Source organism: Rhizobium sp. 22-785-1 (assembly GCF_053521965.1).
Genome location: NZ_JBNWDI010000010.1, coordinates 93,355 through 113,071 on the forward strand (window position 1 = coordinate 93,355; position 19,717 = coordinate 113,071).

General features: G+C 56.6%; 14 protein-coding genes and 1 pseudogene. All 15 read left to right on the top strand.

Annotated elements, in window-relative coordinates; genetic code table 11:
• Nucleotides 1-41 precede the first annotated feature (41 nt).
• The 15 genes and pseudogenes from ACQZ5M_RS18710 (at nt 42) to ACQZ5M_RS18780 (ending at nt 19,585) form a co-directional block, all read left to right on the top strand.
• Nucleotides 42-518 (top strand): Hcp family type VI secretion system effector, encoded by a 477-nt coding sequence (locus tag ACQZ5M_RS18710; protein WP_296014167.1) that lies wholly within the window; start codon nt 42-44, stop codon nt 516-518.
• Between the two features lie 125 nt (nt 519-643).
• Nucleotides 644-1,144, top strand: coding sequence for a hypothetical protein (locus ACQZ5M_RS18715; protein WP_296014169.1), 501 nt, complete (start codon nt 644-646; stop codon nt 1,142-1,144).
• Nucleotides 1,145-1,313: 169 nt separating this feature from the next.
• On the top strand, nt 1,314-3,581 hold the full coding sequence (gene tssI / locus ACQZ5M_RS18720; RefSeq protein ID WP_449080507.1) for a type VI secretion system tip protein TssI/VgrG: 2,268 nt from the start codon (nt 1,314-1,316) through the stop codon (nt 3,579-3,581).
• 14 nt (nt 3,582-3,595) lie between these two features.
• Complete coding sequence (locus tag ACQZ5M_RS18725; RefSeq protein WP_449080508.1) at nt 3,596-4,711, top strand: DUF2169 family type VI secretion system accessory protein; 1,116 nt, start codon at nt 3,596-3,598, stop codon at nt 4,709-4,711.
• Nucleotides 4,708-6,231, top strand: coding sequence for a DUF4150 domain-containing protein (locus ACQZ5M_RS18730; RefSeq protein WP_449080509.1), 1,524 nt, complete (start codon nt 4,708-4,710; stop codon nt 6,229-6,231). The genes ACQZ5M_RS18725 and ACQZ5M_RS18730 overlap by 4 nt, the downstream gene beginning before the upstream one ends.
• On the top strand, nt 6,228-7,274 hold the full coding sequence (locus ACQZ5M_RS18735; protein WP_449080510.1) for a hypothetical protein: 1,047 nt from the start codon (nt 6,228-6,230) through the stop codon (nt 7,272-7,274). The genes ACQZ5M_RS18730 and ACQZ5M_RS18735 overlap by 4 nt, the downstream gene beginning before the upstream one ends.
• 367 nt (nt 7,275-7,641) lie before the next feature.
• Entirely contained in the window at nt 7,642-8,067 is a 426-nt protein-coding gene (locus tag ACQZ5M_RS18740; RefSeq protein ID WP_449080511.1) for a hypothetical protein, read from the top strand.
• A 357-nt stretch (nt 8,068-8,424) separates the two neighbouring features.
• A pseudogene (tssI, locus tag ACQZ5M_RS18745) lies at nt 8,425-9,996 on the top strand (type VI secretion system tip protein TssI/VgrG); the annotation flags it as partial.
• A 323-nt stretch (nt 9,997-10,319) separates the two neighbouring features.
• Nucleotides 10,320-11,642, top strand: coding sequence for a solute carrier family 23 protein (locus ACQZ5M_RS18750; RefSeq protein ID WP_449080512.1), 1,323 nt, complete (start codon nt 10,320-10,322; stop codon nt 11,640-11,642).
• 237 nt (nt 11,643-11,879) lie between these two features.
• A complete protein-coding gene (gene paoA / locus ACQZ5M_RS18755; RefSeq protein WP_296076453.1) occupies nt 11,880-12,398 on the top strand; it encodes an aldehyde dehydrogenase iron-sulfur subunit PaoA in 519 nt (172 codons plus the stop codon).
• Nucleotides 12,395-13,345, top strand: coding sequence for an FAD binding domain-containing protein (locus ACQZ5M_RS18760; protein WP_296106155.1), 951 nt, complete (start codon nt 12,395-12,397; stop codon nt 13,343-13,345). Before paoA ends, ACQZ5M_RS18760 begins: the two co-directional genes overlap by 4 nt.
• Before the next feature lie 3 nt (nt 13,346-13,348).
• Nucleotides 13,349-15,547 carry an aldehyde oxidoreductase molybdenum-binding subunit PaoC gene (paoC, locus tag ACQZ5M_RS18765; RefSeq protein ID WP_449080513.1) on the top strand — a complete coding sequence of 733 codons (2,199 nt, stop codon included), beginning with the start codon at nt 13,349-13,351 and terminating at the stop codon, nt 15,545-15,547.
• A 43-nt stretch (nt 15,548-15,590) separates the two neighbouring features.
• Nucleotides 15,591-16,514 (top strand): XdhC family protein, encoded by a 924-nt coding sequence (locus ACQZ5M_RS18770; protein ID WP_449080514.1) that lies wholly within the window; start codon nt 15,591-15,593, stop codon nt 16,512-16,514.
• 55 nt (nt 16,515-16,569) lie between these two features.
• The gene (locus tag ACQZ5M_RS18775; RefSeq protein WP_449080515.1) at nt 16,570-17,169 is read left to right on the top strand and encodes a nucleotidyltransferase family protein; all 600 of its coding nucleotides are present in this window, start codon (nt 16,570-16,572) and stop codon (nt 17,167-17,169) included.
• Nucleotides 17,170-17,455: 286 nt separating this feature from the next.
• Entirely contained in the window at nt 17,456-19,585 is a 2,130-nt protein-coding gene (locus ACQZ5M_RS18780) for a catalase (RefSeq protein WP_449080549.1), read from the top strand.
• Nucleotides 19,586-19,717: the final 132 nt, after the last annotated feature.

A 19,717-nucleotide genomic window follows, 5' to 3' on the forward strand; every position in this document is an offset into this window, starting at 1 on the left:
GGCCTCGGAGCAAGAGGTCGTTTAAAACAGGAGCTTACAGCATGCCAATTTATCTGCAGTTGGACGGTATTCAGGGTGATGCGACTCATCAGGAACATCGCAAGTGGATGGACATCGAAGCAATCCACTGGAATGTGACGCGAAACATGAACACCGCTGCTGGTTCTGCAGCAAATCGTGAGGCATCCGAGCCAACTATATCGGAAGTCATTCTCACGAAAGTCAGCGACTCCTCCTCCACAAAGCTTTTCCAGGAAGCGTGCTCTGGCCGACAGGGCAAAACTGCGACCATTCACCTGGTCACCACCGGCGATCCCGGCAATACCTATATCCAATATCTTCTGACCAACACGCTGATCGCCAGCTATTCGGTCGATTCCAGTGGCGACCGTCCCGTCGAGACGATCAAGCTGAACTTCACCAAGATCGAAGTGAAGTACACGCCTGCAGATGAAAACAACACGCCTCAGTCTCCAATGATCGCCTCTTACGATCTGGCGACGACCAAGGCCGCCTGATGATGTTGATCCGGTGCCCCCACGGGCACCGGATCACCTATCCCGGGCTTTGCGGACCGATGGTGCTCAAGTGCTCACGGGGCCGCATATGCTGGTTGTATCGTCCATTATGGAAGGCGTCTTGAATGCCCAATTTTTCCGTTTCTACTGATAATTTTACTGTTCGCCCGGTGCGACAGGACGAAGTCGTGGCCCCTCAAAAAATGGGTAGGGGACCAGATCTTTCCTATATGACTCTTCCGGATGGCCCCAGACAGTTCAACCAGCGGGCCGCAGTTGGCGGCGCTGCGGCTGCGGTTTTCAGCCAGGCTGCGGCCGCTCTTAACGAACACTCCGTTTCCGTCTGGTTGCGGAAGTGGCTGCAGGCCCATGAAGCAAAGATTGGCCAGGTGTTGCTGCAGCACGGGCACAGCGCTTTTGCCCTGCAGGTAAACTACGCTGTCGCCAACTCTTTCGGCAATCAAATGTTCCTGTCGCGAGACATATACCTGCTCGGTACCGCGCCGAGCGCAAAAGAGATTGGCACCATTCTGACACCTGACGTGATGTTCGGGCCGAAGGCCGATGCCGTTCCCAACTACGCGACCAAATTCAAATACGCCTATCTGGTTGGAGAGCGTCGGTGACAAACGCCCAAACCGACGTGGTTTCACTTGATCGAGTTCGTCTCCTCGGACGGATAGCCAGGTGCGAATATTCGAAGCAGGGTCTAGCCGCTTTGCTTCGCAAAAAGCAGTAGTGAAAGCCATAATCCATGCGTGTCGCTTCTCATTTGATAGATTGCGGAGATAGACCATGACCGACCAACCCTCATCGTCTGATTTCATTCAGGCGAGCCGTGTTCTGAAGGTCAAGTCGCCGCTGGGAGAAGACCAGCTTCTTCCCGAACGCATGGTGATCGAAGAGGGCGTGTCGCATCTCTTCGAGATTCAACTCAGCGTCCGTGCCAAGAAGGAAGTGGTCAAGCCCGAGGAACTGATCGGTCGTCTGGTGGATGTCTCAGTGGAGGTAAGCCAAGGCGATGGCGAAGCGGGCAGCGGCGTGCGTCGCCCCTTCAACGGTCTGGTGACGGAGTTACATGAAGGCCCGCCCATCACTCGCGGCCTTCGCTCCTATGCCATGACCATTCGCCCGCAAATGTGGCTTTTGTCCCGCCGCTCCGACTGCCGCATCTGGATGGACAAGACGGTGGTTGAGATTGCCGAGACGTTGTTTTCTGAACATGGCATTCCAGCACCCGACACATCCGGCATCATCACACCGCCGCCACCGCAGCATTACAGCGTTCAATGGAACGAAACGGACCTCGATTACCTCCTGCGCCGCTTCGAGGAAGATGGGCTCTTCTACTGGTTCAGCCATGAAGACGGCTCCCACAAGCTGCATATTGCCGACAGCGGCAATGGCTGGCTTGGGCCTTCATCCTCCGCTCAAGGCGAAGGCAGGGTAAGGCTGGCGCAGGGCTCTTCGGACCGCAACCACATCAATGACTGGGCGCGACGCTTCTCCTATGTTCCGGGCCAGCGGGCAGGGGCGGACTGGAACTTCGAGACACCTTCGATGGTGCCGGGCACCATGACGCCATCATTGGTGCAGATGCCGGACGCGACAAAGCGCGAGCTTTACGAATATCCCTCCCGCATCAAGACGGTGGCAGAAGCCGAACGCGCCCAGAAGCTTCGAACCCAGGCCATCGAAGCCGACCACGACCGCGTCTTCGGCGCATCCACCTCCCGCATCCTCGAAGCCGGACGGCGCTTTACGCCTTACGAGGTAGCCCATCCCGAGCATGACTATGAAGAGCATGTGATCATCAAGGCGACCCACACCATCATCGATCGCTCCTACGAGACAAACGGCAACGAGCCCGAATACCGCAACAGCTTTGAGGCCATCCCGTCGCGCGTGCCGCTGACTCCGCATCGACAGACCAAGCGCCCACGGATCGAGGGCACACAGGTGGCGATCGTTGCAGGACCGGCGGGAGAGGAAATCCACCCGGACCAATATGGCCGCATCAAGCTGTGGTTCCCATGGGACCGCAAGGCCAAGAAGGATGGGACAGATACGTGCTGGGTGCGTGTTAGCCAGGCCTGGGGCGGCGGCACTTGGGGTGCGCAGGTCATCCCGCGCATCGGCATGGAGGTGATGGTTGCCTTCGTCGATGGCGACCCTGATCGACCGCTGGTGACAGGCGTGGTCAACAACCCTGCCAACTCCGTGCCTTACGACCTTCCCGCCAACAAAACCCGCATGGTGCTGCGCTCCAACACGCACAAGGGCCAGGGCTTCAACGAGATCACCTTCGAGGATGAGGCGGGAAGGGAGAACCAGTTCTTCCATGCCCAGAAGGATCAGACCACTCGTGTTCTGAACGACCGCACCAAACGCATCGACCGGCATGAGGTCGCTTCCATCGGTGGCAACCGGGCGGTGGAGGTATCGGGCAACCAGAAGCACGAGATCGGTGGATCGGTAAACACCGTCGTTGGTGGCACAGGGCCGATGGCGATGATGGCTATGGCGGGTGTGCAGGCGCTGTCTGGGCATACCGCGGGGTTACTCAGTCAGGCGGCACAGATAGCGGGTGGAGGTGGGCCAGGTGTAGCGGCCTTTGCCACCACACTTGCTTCATCGGCACTTGGCTTTCTTGGCGCTGGTGGCCTGTCTTCGCGAGAAGGAGTCGTATCGGGTCCTAGCCCCCGTGCAGATGCAGGGACGGCACTTGCGGGATCAGGCACCGGCGTCGGCAGCGATGCGTCCAGCCTCTTTCCACTGCCCGGAATTATGAACACGATCGTCAGCACGTTCAAATCGGACAGTGTCGGTGTCGCCCGTGCGGAACAGATCGGCATCAGCAAGGTGACCAATGTCGGGCAGACCTCGCTGGAAAGCGTCGGAAAGTTCAAGAAGATCGCCGTCGGAGAAGAATTCGTCATCGAGTGCGGCGACTCCAAGTTCATCATGAAGTCGAACGGCGAGGTGATCATTCTCGGCAAGACATTCAACTTCGTCGCCACCGACCATTTCCAGCTTCGCGGCAAGCCGATCGATCTGAACTAGGGGAGCGCTTGTTCGTGAAACTCGACAACCGTCTTCCTTTTCCGGCCATGGCATTCCGCCAGTTCGATACCGAGGGCGATTTGGATTGCATCGTTTCCGTGCGGGGTACCTTCAACCATGTGCAAGACGGGATAATGGAAATCGCTCGTGAGCAGGAAAGCTTCCAGTGGGAAGACGCTTACGAGGGCGATCCCCACCAGACAGTCCTTCTTCGGCAAAGCGATCTGACCCCTGACAAGCCCGGTACCGACATCAGCTTTCTCGGGGATGCGTGGTCGCCGTCGAGGGAACCGGAGAAGTCCTGGCAGGCTTCCATTCGCGTCGGCGATCTGTCCAAGGAAATTGAGGTTTGCGGGCCGCGCTTCTGGCAGCCTGTCGTCAAGCAAAAGTGGGCTGGGTTCTTCGCCAAAAAGCCGATGCGGGTCGTGAACGACTGGACGTTGACTGAGCCCGAGCCAACCCGTCAGGTCCCCGTCTGCTGGACACACGCTTACGGCGGTGTCATCCCCGGCACGGGCGATGTTGAAACCAATACACCTCCCGATGTCGAACGCCGCAATCCGCTGGGCTGCGGTATCGTCAATCTCGATATGCCCGCTAGTACGCCACCTGTCCGTGCGCCACAAATCACGTCAGTCGGTGAACGGCTGGACTGGAAGGAAACGCCTGAACCACAGGGACTTGGCCTCGTATCGCCATGGTGGCAATCCCGTCAGCAATACACAGGCACCTATGACGATGCCTGGGTGGAGGAGCGGCATCCACTTTTGCCACGAGATTTCGATAACCGGTTCTGGCAAGCCGCTCATCCTGATTTGATCTCACGCTCTCATCTGCAAGGTGATGAGGGTTACGAACTTCGCAACCTGCATCCAGAGCATCCCGTAGCCAAAGGCCAACTTCCGGGGCTGACGGTCGGGGTGCGTTGCCAACGGGCGGATCGTGATGATTGGTGCGTTCTCAGGCTCGACGGTGTTCAGTTCGATTGGCGCAACGATGGGCGAATTCTCCTGACCTGGCGTGCGAGATTTCACCTTTCCGAAGCCGGCGAGACGACACTGACGCTAACCCGCGTACGCCTGAAGGCTCCGGAACCCGAAAACCTCCATGCTGAAAAGGAAACGGCATGAGTATTCCACGGGACAATTACATCGGCGATCCGGACTACCCAGCGCCATGGACGACGAAGACGCCGCGCGAGGGCTTGAGAGATATCGATGAAGCTCGGATCGTTTCCTTGGTACCGGATGTTTGCCTGACGCCGGTTGGCTCTTCGGTCGTACCAATCCCGTATCCTGTCGTGGACTTCTGCGGCCACGACAAAAACTACACGCCATCCGTCCGCTTCACACGCAAGAAGGCGATGGTGATGCGCGCCTGCACCACACATGTGCATGGCGATGCGCCCGGTGTTCGGAAAGGTGTCAAATCCGGAACGGTAGAGAGCATCTGCGAGCCGATCGGTCACGCCGATCATGTCCGCGCAGAAGGCTCGCATGTTATTCGGCACCTCGACCGTTTCTACATGAACAGCCGGAATACAGAGGGAGAGGCAATATTTGTCCGGGGGACGAAGACGTATGATCCGCCCAAGGACGATGATCCGGTGCCAGGATCGCTCAGGTGGCAGAATAGTTCCGACGAAGGACGGGTTTTGAGCGATGCCTCGCCCGAGCCGCTGATCATGGGTGCGCAGTATGCGCAGGCTTTGCCGGTGCAGCAGCCACTGCCGACAACTCCTTCAACACAACCCGCGCCTCGTCCAGCGTCTCCACCTTCTGTTGGAGGATCAAACGTAATTCAAGGTCCGTGGACGGCCAGCGCACCACCGCAACCAGAGCAACGCACAAACCCGGCAACGGTTTACGGCTGGATGAAAAGGTTCGGATGGTACGGTCTAGCGGTGGGATCAATCCTTTTGATGCCTGGAGACACACCTCTTATACCACCGCTTCCGCCGGGTGCCGACCCGGTGGAAAAGGACTTAAATCGCCGAGCTAGAGACCTGCTCGACCCCCTTGACGCTAAATATAACAAGGAGGTTCAGGAATGGTACCGCGAGCAACTGCTGCAGTATCAAGAAGTAAAGCGACAACGTGAGGAGGATTTAGGAAAACCAGCGGCACTTCCGGTCCCCGAAAACGTTCGAATTAAGCAAGAAGAGGAAAAAAAGCGTTGTAGGGTAGACACTTATCGGAAGATGGAGCCGATCTGCCGAGCGATCGGAATGCAGGCTCATCACATTGTACCAGACTGGACATTGCGTTGGGGAACACGCGATGAAGCGATAGCCGGGCAAAAACGGATAGATACGATGCCGGGGTACTGGAACGGGCAGAGTATCTGTGTGCTTGGCAACGCTCGGACCTCCGGAACCGAGCATAATGAAGCTCATCTGGCAGATGGCGCGATTGAGGCAATGGGATCGCGCTCAAACCCACTTTATACCGCATCGTTGGACGATGTTAAACGAGAATCAATTATTGCGATGGCGGCAGTGAGACCTGACTGTGCAAAACAGATACTGGATGCAGTCAATTCAGAGTTCGCAAACAGCAATCAAAATCAATTGCTGCGGGCGAAACAGCGTGTGCAGGACATACCAGAACCGACAATGAAAATTCTCTCGAATGGCAGGTACCAGAAATGACCGATATGGATGTTGAACCGAACGAGCTTACCAGAGCCTGTGTTCTAGATGGGAATTCGATCGTCGTTTCTTCAGTGAAGTCTGATGCTGATGTATATGAGCCAAAGTCTGTCATATGGCGCTACTCCGAATCCGGCGGAGCTGCGCAGTGGGAAGCGCGGGAGATGGATGTACACGTTGAGAAAATCATCCCCTCTACGAGTTTGGGTGACTGCATTGTCTTGTCTTCCGAGGGTGAAGTGATTGTAGATGTGTTTACCGAAGCTCACGTCGAGCGGATTGTTGGTGCAGGAACCTGGATCGAAGGTTCGAAGGGCTACGGTAGACTTCTATCGATCGCCAGAATTGACGACCTGCTTTTCGCCAGCGGAAATGGAGGGCAAATTTACGTCCGCGGTGACGAAGGTTGGCGTCTGTTGACGGATACTATCCTTTTTGATCCAGAGGCACACACCAAACTGAGCAGAACGGCACCACCCACGACCGATCCCGGCTTTCTCCAATGGCTGATGGATTCTCGGAGTCAAAGGCCGCGAAATATATCGCTCCATGATGTGGCGGGCCACAATAAAGATGCGGTATATGTTTGTGGTGCGGATGGCACGAAACCCGTTTTGTTTTTCTGGGACGGCGCTGCCCTGCGCGAACTAAAAGTGCATCTCGAAGAAACTGCGTTGACGGGCATCTATATTGAAAATGAGGACAGCGTCTGGATATGTGGACGCGAGGGCGTGTTACTACATGGAAGCAGCGCTCGTGGTTTCACACCAGTCAACCTTCGTAGCCAGCTGAATCTTTTCCATATGGTAAGGCCTTACCGTGAAAACCTCGTTCTACCTTCAAGCGTTCGTCCCGGCGGCCTTTTCGAAATGAATAAGACCTCATCTAACCTCCGCCGTTTCACCCCTAGAATGCCCGAACTGCAAGGGGACTATATTTTCCATTCCGACGCTTCAAACGATGTCCTTTGGGTTGTCGGTCAGAAGGATATTTTCCGTTTCTACGGAAATGCATGGGAGAGAAAGCAGCACCCCGCTCTTTGAGGGCAAGCGATCAGATGCACAACGACGACGATTTTGAAGAACTGTACGGCAAATGGGAGCACAAACTCTACCAAGCCGCAATTGCATAAGCCGACCGCCACTTTGCTGCGTTGGTAGGCGGACCGCGATGGGACGATCGCTACACAATTATTCTCATGCGCGGCCGTGTCGAACAAACATTCTCGCGGTCGGATGTTCGCAGGGAGTTGCGCGACATCCGCGTGATACCGTCTTCGAAAAGAACCGGGCCGCGGAACTGTTCGATTTGGGACGCCCGGACGAGGCGCTCGCCATCCACCATGCGGCCGAAGGCGAGACCAAGGTCATGTAGGGTCGGCTTTACCACTGGAACGGCACGGACTGGAAAGTGGTAGCCACGCCTCGAGACGGACAGCACTATCCCCAGCCGGTGGTGCTTTCCGACGTTTTCACGGAGTTTCCCGACAAGGTATGGGCAGTCGGTGAAAACGGCGTGATTCTGAACGGCAATGCAGAGAGCGGATTCCGGGACGTGTCCTTCAAGGGCGACGGTGAGGACTTGAGGTCGATTGTACGCTTTGGTGACAACATGATCCTTGCATCGGATTACGCACTACATTCTTTTGATGGGCACATTTTGTCGCCGCTCAAACCGACGCTTGATCCGTCCGTTAACAAGAACGTACCTAACCCACTCAAGGTACAGGCAATTGGCGACACGCTTTACTACTTCGACAGGAAGCACGGCGTTCAGACATATGACGGAGCCGAGTGGAAGTCCATCACGATTCCAGCCGGTCTACTCAAGCGATAATACCGCGTGTTAGGACACCGCTATACGCTCGCTCCGCTGATTCGACATAGCCGTTCACGCTTGACGACCTTCGCAATCAAAAAACCGGTCTGCCGTGTTGACTCGTAGATATTCGTTCACTAAATATTCCGTCTTGCAAAATCAGAGCCGCCTCATACGAATAGTTTGATCCCTGTCCGCCGCGATAGACGCGGTGCAGCTCAGCCGTATTTTGTCGAGGTTTCAAAATGGGTATCGCACAGCAAGTGAAGTCGCTTCGTGCAAGCCGCCAATCGGCATCTCTCCGGACATTCCATCCAATTGCGACCGGCAAATGTGAAGGCCGTGCCGTCCTCCGCTCAGAGGTGGCGCGTGACGCGGCACTACAGCGTTCAATGGAACGAAGCGGACCTCGATTACCTCCTGCGTCGCTTCGAGGAAGATGGGCTCTTCTACTGGTTCAGCCATGAGGATGGCTCCCACAAGCTGCATGTGGCCGATAGCGCCAATGGTTGGCTTGGACCATCTCCTTCCGCTCAAGGTGAAGGCAGAGTGAGGCTGGCGCAGGGCTCTTCGGACCGCAACCACATCAATGACTGGGCGCGCCGCTTTTCCTACGTGCCGGGCCAGCGGGCAGGGGCGGACTGGAACTTCGAGACACCCTCCACGGTGCCAGGCACGATGACGCCATCTTTGGTGCAGATGCCGGATGCGTTGAAGCGCGAGCTTTACGAGTATCCCTCCCGCATCAAGACGGTGGCAGAAGCCGAACGCGCTCAGAAGCTTCGAACCCAGGCCATCGAAGCCGACCACGACCGCGTCTTCGGCGCATCCACCTCCCGCATCCTCGAAGCCGGACGGCGCTTTACGCCTTACGAGGTAGCCCATCCAGAGCATGAGTATGAAGAGCATGTGATCATCAAGGCGACCCACACCATCGTCGATCGCTCCTATGAGACAAACACGAACGAGCCGGAATACCGAAACAGCTTTGAGGCCATCCCTTCCCGCGTGCCGCTGACCCCGCACCGCACGACCAAGCGGCCACGGATCGAGGGCACGCAGGTGGCTATCGTGGCCGGACCGGCGGGAGAGGAAATCCACCCGGATCAATATGGCCGGATCAAGCTGTGGTTCCCATGGGATCGCAAGGCGAAGAAGGATGGCACTGATACGTGCTGGGTGCGTGTTAGCCAGGCCTGGGGCGGCGGAACCTGGGGTGCTCAGGTCATCCCGCGCATCGGCATGGAGGTGATGGTTGCCTTTGTCGATGGCGACCCTGATCGACCGCTGGTCACCGGCGTGGTCAACAACCCCGCGAACTCAGTGCCCTACGACTTGCCCGCCAACAAGACCCGCATGGTGCTGCGCTCCAACACGCACAAGGGCCAGGGTTTCAACGAAATCACCTTCGAGGATGAAGCGGGCAAGGAGAACCAGTTCTTCCATGCCCAGAAGGATCAGACGACCCGTGTCCTGAACGACCGCACCAAGCGCATCGACCGGCATGAGGTGGCGTCTGTGGGTCGCAACCGTGCGGTGGAAGTCGCTGGCAACCAGAAGCACGAGATCGGCGGATCGGTAAACACCGTCGTCGGTGGTACAGGGCCGATGGCGATGATGGCTATGGCGGGTGTGCAGGCGCTGTCTGGGCAAACGGCGGGGTTACTCAGTCAGGCGGCGCAGATAGCGGGTGGAGGTGGGCTAGGTGTAGCGGCCTTCGCCACCACACTTGCTTCATCGGCACTTGGCTTTCTTGGAGCCGGAGGCTTGTCTTCGCGCGAGGGTGTCGTATCGGGGCCAAGCCCAAGGGCCGACGCAGGTACCGCTCTTGCCGGGTCAGGTACAGGCGTCGGCAGCGATGCTTCAGGCCTGTTTCCGCTGCCCGGCATTATGAACACTATCATCGGGGCGTTTCAGTCAACGTCCGTTGGCCTTTGGGGTAGTGAACTGAGGACGAGCGTCATTAGAAGCCCGAATCGCGCCCGTTAGCCAAGATCAATGGGTCCGGCCATACGAACAAAACTGAAGGCGATGCGACGCTGACTTGAGGCCAAGCGTCCAGACCGGCATCCAATCATTGGCCTGAACGGTGGGTAACTGGTTCGTTCCGATGACAGAGGATATCAATCGCGCTACGTCGGAAAAGATGTGCCACCGATGATTCGAGAATAGCCGAAGCGGCGTACATCATCAAAGCGAGATATTTGCGTCGCGGTGAGCTGGTGCTTAAAACGGCCAGACGCTTCCGGTGCGTTTTAGGGGGGACCAAGATGAACAAGACGGATGGGTATTTTCCGCGCTGGCGGCTGAAAACTGACGGGCGTATCTTGCCGGATGAGCGTTTGCCCGCCGGGCAGACTGCGGTGCTCGGCCTGCAGCACGTCGTGGCCATGTTCGGTTCCACCGTTCTGGCGCCATTGATCATGGGTTTCGACCCAAACGTATCGATCCTGTTTTCCGGTATCTCGACGCTGATCTTCTTCATTGCGGTTGGAGGAAGGGTGCCGAGTTATCTCGGCTCTTCCTTCGCTTTCATCGGACCGGTTCTCGTAGCGACAGGAGCTGCGGCAGGTGCGGCTAGCCCGAACATCGCGCTTGCGCTCGGCGGCATCATTGCCGCTGGTGTGCTTTACGCACTGATCGGGGTCATCGTTATGTTCGCTGGCCATAACTGGATCGAAAGGCTGATGCCGCCAGTTCTGACGGGTGCTATCGTCGCGGCAATCGGACTCGTGCTTGCTCCCATAGCAATCGCGAGTGCGTCCGGTACAGGTCCCGGGAACCCCGATGGTGATCAGCTTTCGCGCTGGATTGCTATTTTGACGGTGGCATCGGTGGGCGCGATTGCGGTTTACGCGCCTGGTATGGCGCGCCGCCTTCCCATCCTTCTGGGTGGCGCCATCGCCTATCTCGCTTATCTGCTGCTTGCAAACGGGTACGGTCTTGGCAAGCCGGTCGACTTTACAGGGGTTGCGGCTGCCTCTTGGTTTGGCTTGCCGACTTTCACCACACCGGTGTTTTCAGCCTCGGCTATTGCCTTGATCGCCCCCGTGGTCGTCATTCTGGTCGCAGAAAATCTGGGACATATGAAGGCGATTGGCGCGATGACCGGTCGCGATCTCGACCCCTATCTCGGTCGCGCCTTTATCGGCGATGGCCTTGCCACGATTTTCTCCGGCGCCTTCGGTGGTACGGGTATGACGACCTATGCAGAGAACATGGGTGTCATGGCAATCACGCGTATCTTCTCGACGCTCGTCTTCGTCGTTGCCGCGCTGGTCGCCATCGTGCTCGGCTTCTCGCCGAAGTTCGGTGCGCTTATTCAGACGATACCAGGGCCTGTGATCGGTGGCCTTTCCGTCGTGGTCTTTGGTTTGATTGCGGCAACGGCTGGCCGGATATGGGTGGAGAACAAAGTTGATTTCTCCGAGCCGCGCAACCTGATTACCGTTGGCATCGCTCTGGTTTTAGGAGCAGGCAATTTCAAGCTCAACGTCGGCGGTTTCACGCTGGACGGTATCGGTACTGCAACGATCGGCGCGATCGCCTTCTACCATCTCCTTGGTCTGGGCAAAGCAGCGTCAGCCAAGTGATGTAAGGCTCGAAAAGCCTTTTGATGACTATTCATTGTACTGAGGGCAGGCTGGCGCGGTTGCGCCTGCCTGCTTCTTTGCGCCGTGCTTCGCGCACTCCTGTTCCTGTTATGCGATGAGAGAAACATCCAAAACTTTGGAACTTTAACGGCGAGAATGGCTTGTGTCCTTTTACCGCATCGTTCGCGGTGGTGGAGGAGCGGGTGAAATCTACCCGCTGGCACGAAGGAAACAGCCTTGCAAAGCACAACTCAAGTTTCGTTCGAGGTTAACGGCAAAGCCGAAAGCTTGACCCTCGATAACAGGACCACTCTGCTTGATGCCTTACGGGAGCATTTGCACCTCACCGGTACCAAAAAGGGATGTGATCACGGCCAGTGCGGCGCCTGCACGGTGATAGTCAACGGCCGACGCATCAATGCGTGTCTGTCGTTGGCGGTGATGCATGAGAGTGATCACATCACCACCATCGAAGGACTTGGTCAGCCTGACAATCTACACCCCATGCAAGCTGCCTTCATCAAGCATGATGGTTTCCAGTGTGGCTACTGCACGCCAGGACAGATCTGTTCCGCCGTGGCTGTTCTGGAGGAAATCGCGGCGAATATACCGAGCCATGTTACATCGGATCTGTGCGGATCTGCCGCTTTGACAGAAAGCGAAGTCAGGGAGCGCATGAGCGGGAACCTCTGTCGGTGCGGGGCATACTCAAACATCATCGAGGCTATAGAAGACGTTGCAGGAGTAAGAGCATGAGAGCCTTTTCCTACGAACGAGCCTCATCCGTCAGGAATGCTGCAGAGGCGGCATCTCAGCACCAAGACGCCAGGTTTATCGCCGGCGGCACCAATCTTCTTGACCTCATGAAACTTGAGATTGAGAAGCCATCGCATCTCATCGACGTCAACGGTCTGGGGCTGGATGCGATAGAGCCAACATCTGAGGGTGGGCTGAGGATTGGGGCGCTGGTGCGTAACACCGATTTGGCTGCGGATGAGCGAGTTCGTCGCGACTATCCGCTCCTGTCCCGGGCACTGGTAGCAGGTGCTTCCGGCCAGTTACGAAACAAGGCAACAACGGCAGGAAACCTCCTGCAGCGGACGCGGTGTCCTTACTTTTACGATACTAACCAGCCGTGCAACAAACGGCAGCCTGGCAGCGGATGCTCCGCAATAGGCGGTTATACGCGCCAACTCGGCGTGATCGGTGTCAGCGACGCTTGCATTGCGACCCATCCAAGTGACATGGCCGTAGCGATGCGAGCGCTCGACGCAGTGGTTGAAACGGTCAAACCGGATGGAAGTGAGCGATCCATCTCAATTTCTGAGTTCTACCGTCTGCCGGGAGACACGCCGCACATTGAGACCGAGCTTCAACGGGATGAGCTTATCACCAGCGTGGTATTACCTGCGCCTGTGGGCGGCAAACACATCTACCGGAAGGTTCGTGATCGTGCGTCCTACGCCTTCGCTCTCGTTTCTGTGGCGGCGGTAATAGAGCCAGATGGCTCGGGGAAAGTCGCTGTAGGTGGTGTCGCCCACAAGCCATGGCGTGTGGAAGCCGCGGAACGCGAGCTCCCGAATGGCGCCCGTGCGGCGGCGGCTGTCCTTATGGCGGGCGCGCGGCCAACGCAGGAAAACAAATTCAAGATCGACCTGGTCGAAAGAACGCTGGGCGCAGTGTTGGCAGAGGCGAGGGCTTAAATCATGAAGTTTGAAAAACCAGCGACCAATAACCCGATCGATCAGTTGAAGGTTGTCGGCAAGCCGATCCATCGCATCGACGGTCAATTGAAAACCACCGGCCGCGCAACTTACGCTTACGAGTGGAACGATTCTGGCTCCGCGCACCTCTACGGCTATCCGGTTGGCTCGGCAGTTGCCAAAGGTCATATCGCCTCGATCGACTCATCATCCGCCAGGAGCGCGCCGGGCGTCGTAGATATCATCACCGCTTTGGATGTAGGCGAGTTACAAAAGGGTGAGTACAACACCGCAAAGCTGTTTGGTGGCGCTGAAATTCAGCATTACCATCAGGCCGTTGCAATCGTCGTTGCCGAAACATTCGAGCAGGCGAGAGCAGCCGCAGCGTTGGTTCGTGTTGAATATGCGCCCGAACAGGGTAGTTTCGACCTGAGAGCAGAAATGGCGAACGCCCAGACGCCGGATCCCTCGACCGAGCCTGAAAGTTCTGCCGGTGATTTCGATGCCGCCTTCGTCGCCGCACACTCTGCGCTTGATGCCGAATATACGACGCCCGACCAATCCCATTCCATGATGGAGCCGCATGCGTCGCTGGCGTCCTGGGACGGCGAGGAGGTGACTGTCTGGACATCGAGCCAAATGATCGACTGGTGGCGTAGCGGTCTTGCAACCACCCTCGGTGTCGATAAAGAGAACGTCCGTGTCGTCTCGCCCTATATCGGCGGTGGATTTGGCGGAAAGCTTTTCCTGCGTGCCGATGCGCTGTTGGCGGCGCTTGCTGCAAAATCTGTCGGTCGACCAGTGAAGGTTACTCTTCCACGACCGATGATACCGAACAACACCACGCACCGCCCCGCGACGATTCAACGTATACGCATCGGTGCGCAGCCAGACGGCAAGATTACCGCAATTGCGCATGAAAGCTGGTCAGGCGACTTGCCTGGCGGCCAACCTGAACTTGCCGTTTCACAGACACGCCTGCTCTACGCGGGCGAAAATCGCATGACAGCAATGAAACTGGCGGCACTCGATCTTCCAGAAGGAAATTCCATGCGCGCGCCGGGCGAAGCACCGGGGATGATGGCACTCGAAATCGCAATCGACGAGATGGCGGAAAAGCTCGGGATGGATCCGATCGAGTTCAGAATTAAGAATGACACTCAGGTCGATCCGGAAAACCCTGAGCGTCCGTTCTCTTATCGCGACCTCGTCGGCTGCCTTAATTTGGGTGCAGAGAAGTTCGGATGGGATAAGCGTTCTGGCGTCGCAGAGCGCCGCGAGGGCAACTGGTTGGTCGGAATGGGCGTTGCCGCTGCATTTCGCAATAACCTCGTCATGCCTTCCGGAGCGAAAGTCAAACTCAACCAGGATGGCCGCGTCACCGTCGAAACGGACATGACGGATATCGGTACTGGCAGCTACACGGTTATAGCTCAGACAGCGGCCGAGATGATGGGAGTCTCGATTGACCAGGTAGACGTTCAGCTTGGCGATTCCCGTTTTCCTGTCTCTGCAGGATCCGGTGGGCAATTTGGTGCAAATTCATCAACCTCAGGCGTCTACGCCGCCTGTGTGAAGCTGCGCGAAGCAGTCGCAATTAAGCTCGGCTTCAACTCTGCTGATATCGTTTTCGAAAATGGCGAGGTCAGGTCTGGAAATCGCACAGTGTCGTTGGCAGAAGCCGCGGGCGATGAGGGGCTGATCGGCGAAGATACGATGGAATGGGGTGATCTTACGAAAACCCACCAGCAATCTACGTTTGGCGCACATTTCGTCGAGGTCGGCGTCGACATGGCAACCGGCGAAACGCGCATCCGCCGCATGTTAGCAGTCTGTGCAGCAGGACGAATTTTGAATCCGATTACCGCTCGTAGTCAGGTTATCGGCGCCATGACTATGGGGGTCGGCGGGGCTCTGTCTGAAGAGCTTGCTGTGGACACCCGGCACGGTTTCTTCGTCAATCACGATCTCGCGGGCTATGAAGTACCGGTTCATGCGGACATTCCGCATCAGGACGTCATTTTCATGGATGAAACCGACCCTTACTCGTCGCCGATGAAGGCGAAGGGAATAGGAGAACTGGGATTATGCGGCGTTTCTGCAGCGATTGCCAATGCCGTCTACAACGCGACTGGCATCCGGGTTCGCAATTACCCCATTACCTTGGATAAACTGATCGGCAAGTTGCCGGAACTCGCGTAACTGCGTCGTTAGAAGAAGTGCTATCGGCGAGAAGGGGACTAATTTGACTGATACGCTTTCCGTGGCATTGCCTGTGCCAGTCAGAGCTAGCAAATTCGACGATCCCGCAGAGATCATTCGTTTTGCTGCAAAGGCGACCCGCCACGGAAAAGCCGCCCTTGCGACGCTGACCGAAATACGCGGAGGGGCAGCGCGTGCGCTTGGTTCACATGTGGCGGTTTCAGTGACCGGAGAGTATTGCGGTTACGTCTCTGGTGGATGCGTCGAGGCGGCAGTGGCGACGGAGGCGCTCCTGGCTATTGAGGCCGGCACCGACGCAGTGGTTACCTTTGGTGAAGGATCACCCTTCTTCGACATCGCCCTACCATGCGGTGGGGGCGTGACCATCGCGATCCACGTCCTTCGCGATAGCGATGTACTTGAGGATACGCTGCGACACCTGAGTGCGAGAAAAGCGGTTGCGCTGAGCTATGATCCAAGTTCGCAGACGCTGGAGCAAAGCGCTAACCTTCCATCCCGATCAGGATGGCAGAAAGATCGCTTTCTATCCGTCTATCGTCCACGGACGGGATTGGTGGTCTCCGGCCAAACAGTGGAAGCCGAGGCGGTTAATCGTCTTGCTGAGGCGTCCGGTTTCGATGTTCAACTTGTGTCTTCGCCCAAGGACATCGAGTTGATGAAGATCGATCCTTTTACCGCTGTGGTTCTTCTCCATCACGATCTCGATCTGGAGATGGATTTACTAGACAGGGCACTGGCTTCACCAGCCTTTTACATAGGCGCACTTGGCAGCACGCGCACACATCGCCGCCGTGTCGAACGACTGCATTCGGCAGGCGTGCCATCCAAGTGTTACGACCGCATTCGTGCCCCCATCGGTCTATTTGGCCCTACGAGGGACGCCACGTCGCTTGCGCTTTCGGTGCTAGCCGACATAGCGGCGGCGAGGCTTGAGGTTTTCGCGTGAGCGGCAGGCGACACTCGCGTCACGGCATCCATATGAAAGAACGGATGAACAGGTTATGGAGATAGGCGGCGTTCTTCTGGCAGCAGGCCGATCCAGCAGGACGGAAGGTCATCACAAATTGCTGGCGGAATTCGACGGTGTGCCGCTCATCCGCAAGTCTGCCCAGACGATGCTTCACTCAAAGCTTTCGAACATTGTTGCGGTGGTCGGCTATCGATCTTTAGACGTCGAGCAGGCGCTTCGAGGATTGACGCTGTCCATCTCCCATTGCGACGATTTCTCTCTGGGAATGGGTGCTTCGCTCGCGCATGGTTTTGCTCATGAGAGCCTTCGGCGCTGTGCCGGTGTGCTCGTTATGCTCGCCGATATGCCCGAGGTCACATCTGATCATATCGATCAGCTTCTTGATGTTTTCGTCCGATCCGGTGGGGAGCAGGTGGTGCGCGGTTCTCACGGAAGCCATCCAGGGCATCCCGTCATCTTTCCTCCCTTCCTGTATCAACATATGCGAGAGTTACGCGGCGATGAGGGCGCCAGATCAGTTTTGCGCAATGCCGACATCACGACCCAGTTGGTCGATCTCGGCAGGGCAGCGCTTTCTGATGTGGATACACCATGCGCAGTGGCCTCCGCCGGTGGCATTCTACGGTCGTGATCGACCTTTCTGCCATCAAAACAAGATCAAAAAGCGCTCGGACTTAATGGGGGCGGGCCACCGTCTGCGTATCCAGCCCGCTTGTTGCGTCCTGCTTCCTCTTTGTAGCACCAAACGCGTTGCAAACGGCGATCTCTCCATTTCCTTCGCCAAAATGTGGAACCTGCGAGCGCGAGAGTCATTCTAATTTTTGAGTGACTAAAACAGGCGCGCCTCAGGCACTGCCCGCAGCTTCAATCTCTCCAACCCTGAAGGATACAAGATGACCGAGCGTGAGCAAGGTGGCATGTCGCCAAGCAACAGCAACTCCCTGCGCGATCAAGCTCCAGGATCTGGTCAACCCGCCTTCGAAGACAATCGCGGCGAGGGTGACGAGTTGCATCAGACGATCGAGAACAATGACGCAGGAGATGGCGCGTATCTCACCGACAATTTCGGTCATCGCATTTCAGACAATCAGAACAGTTTGAAGGCTGGCAGCAGGGGTCCTACGCTGCTTGAAGATTTCGTTCTTCGTGAGAAGATTTTCCATTTCGATCACGAGCGTATTCCCGAGCGCATCGTTCACGCCAGAGGCTCTGGCGCCCATGGTGTTTTTGAATGTACGAAAGCCATTCCTCATTTGACGAAAGCCTCCATCTTTCAGGAGGAAGGAAAAAGCTGTCCGGTATTCGTTCGCTTCTCGACGGTCGCTGGTGGCGCCGGTTCGGTGGATACGCCGCGCGATGTCAGAGGTTTTGCCGTTAAGTTTTACACAGAGAGTGGAAACTGGGACTTGGTCGGCAACAACATTCCGGTGTTTTTCATTCAGGATGCCATCAAGTTCCCGGACCTTATTCACAGCGTGAAAATGGAAGCAGACCGCGGCTATCCGCAGGCCGCCTCTGCACATGACACCTTTTGGGACTTTGTCAGCCTGATGCCGGAATCGATGCACATGATCATGTGGGCGATGTCGGATCGTGCAATCCCGAGATCGTTTCGGCATATAGAAGGTTTCGGCGTGCATACGTTCAGGCTTGTGAACGATAAGGGCGAGAGCAAGTTCGTCAAATTTCATTGGAAGCCCACTTTGGGACTAGCTTCCACCACATGGGATGAGGCGGTAAAAATCGCGGGCGCAGACCCCGATTTCCAGCGCCGAGATCTCTTTGAATCGATTGACCAAGGGGACTTTCCGTCCTGGGACCTCGGCGTACAGGTCTTCGATGAAGAATGGGCTTCAAAGCAGCCCTATGATGTCCTCGACGCGACGAAGCTCATTCCTGAAGAAGATATTCCTGTAGAGATCATTGGCCGGATGACGCTGAACAGGAACGTCGATAACTTTTTTGCCGAAACGGAGCAGGTCGCTTTTCTCCCAAGCAACATCATTCCAGGCGTCGATTTCAGCAATGATCCGCTCTTGCAGGGGCGGTTGTTCTCTTATCTCGACACGCAGAAGTCGCGTCTCGGGACGACGAACTTCCACCAGATTCCCATCAATGCGCCCAAATGTCCGTTTCATAATTTCCAGCGTGACGGGATGATGCAGACACTGGTGCCGAAGGGGCGAGCCAATTACGAACCGAACAGTCTCGAACAGGCAGGTGAAGATAGCGGCCCAAGGCCCACAAGAACGACCGGCTTCTCAACGTTTGAGACAAACGATGAGCGTAACGATCCAGCACATAAGCTTCGCCAGAGAGACGCGCTTTTTGCGGATCACTACAGCCAGGCCCGGATGTTCTACCGATCGCAAACAGAAAATGAACAGACCCACATAATCTCGGCCATCGTTTTCGAGCTCTCCAAGGTTCAGTTGGCACATGTCAGACGCAATGTTGTGTCGAACCTTCGCAATGTCGATGAGGAACTCGCGCGCCGTGTGGTGGATGGCCTGGGGATCGAACTGCCGGAGAAATCGATGGCGCAAAAGCAGCCCGTCGAGATGCCAGCTTCGGACGCTCTGTCCATACAGAAGAACGCGCTGGAGACCCTAAAAGGTCGAAAGGTCGGAGTGCTTGTGGATGATGGTTCAAACAAGACTTCGATCGACAAGCTGTTGAAGGACATCAAAAACGCTGGCGGTACGCCTTTTCTTGTCGCCCGCAAGGTCGGAGGTGTTCAACTCGAAGGTGGCGTCGTGCAAGCGGATGGACAACTGGCCGGTTCGCCTTCGTTTCTTTTCGACGCAGTCACCTCGATCCTTTCGCCTGATGCGGCAAAACGATTGGCCAAGGAGTCTGCTGCGATTCAGTGGTTCATGGACGCCTATAGTCACTGTAAGACCATCGGCTATTGTCCAGCCACGAAGATCCTCCTGGATAAGGCGAATGTCGAACCCGACGCCGGCGTAGTTCCCGTGGACGAATTTATTAAGGTCGGCACGAAACGACACTGGGATCGCGAGCCCCACGTTCGCGACTTGCCCTAAGCGGATGATAATTGAGGCGACACCCCCGGTGCCGCCTCAATTGCGTTGTGAATAGGGCGGCGTACAGAGGCGTGCAAGTTCGTTTTCATTGTTTCACTACCCATAATTTGTCTCTTCATTGTCTGCAGTGGA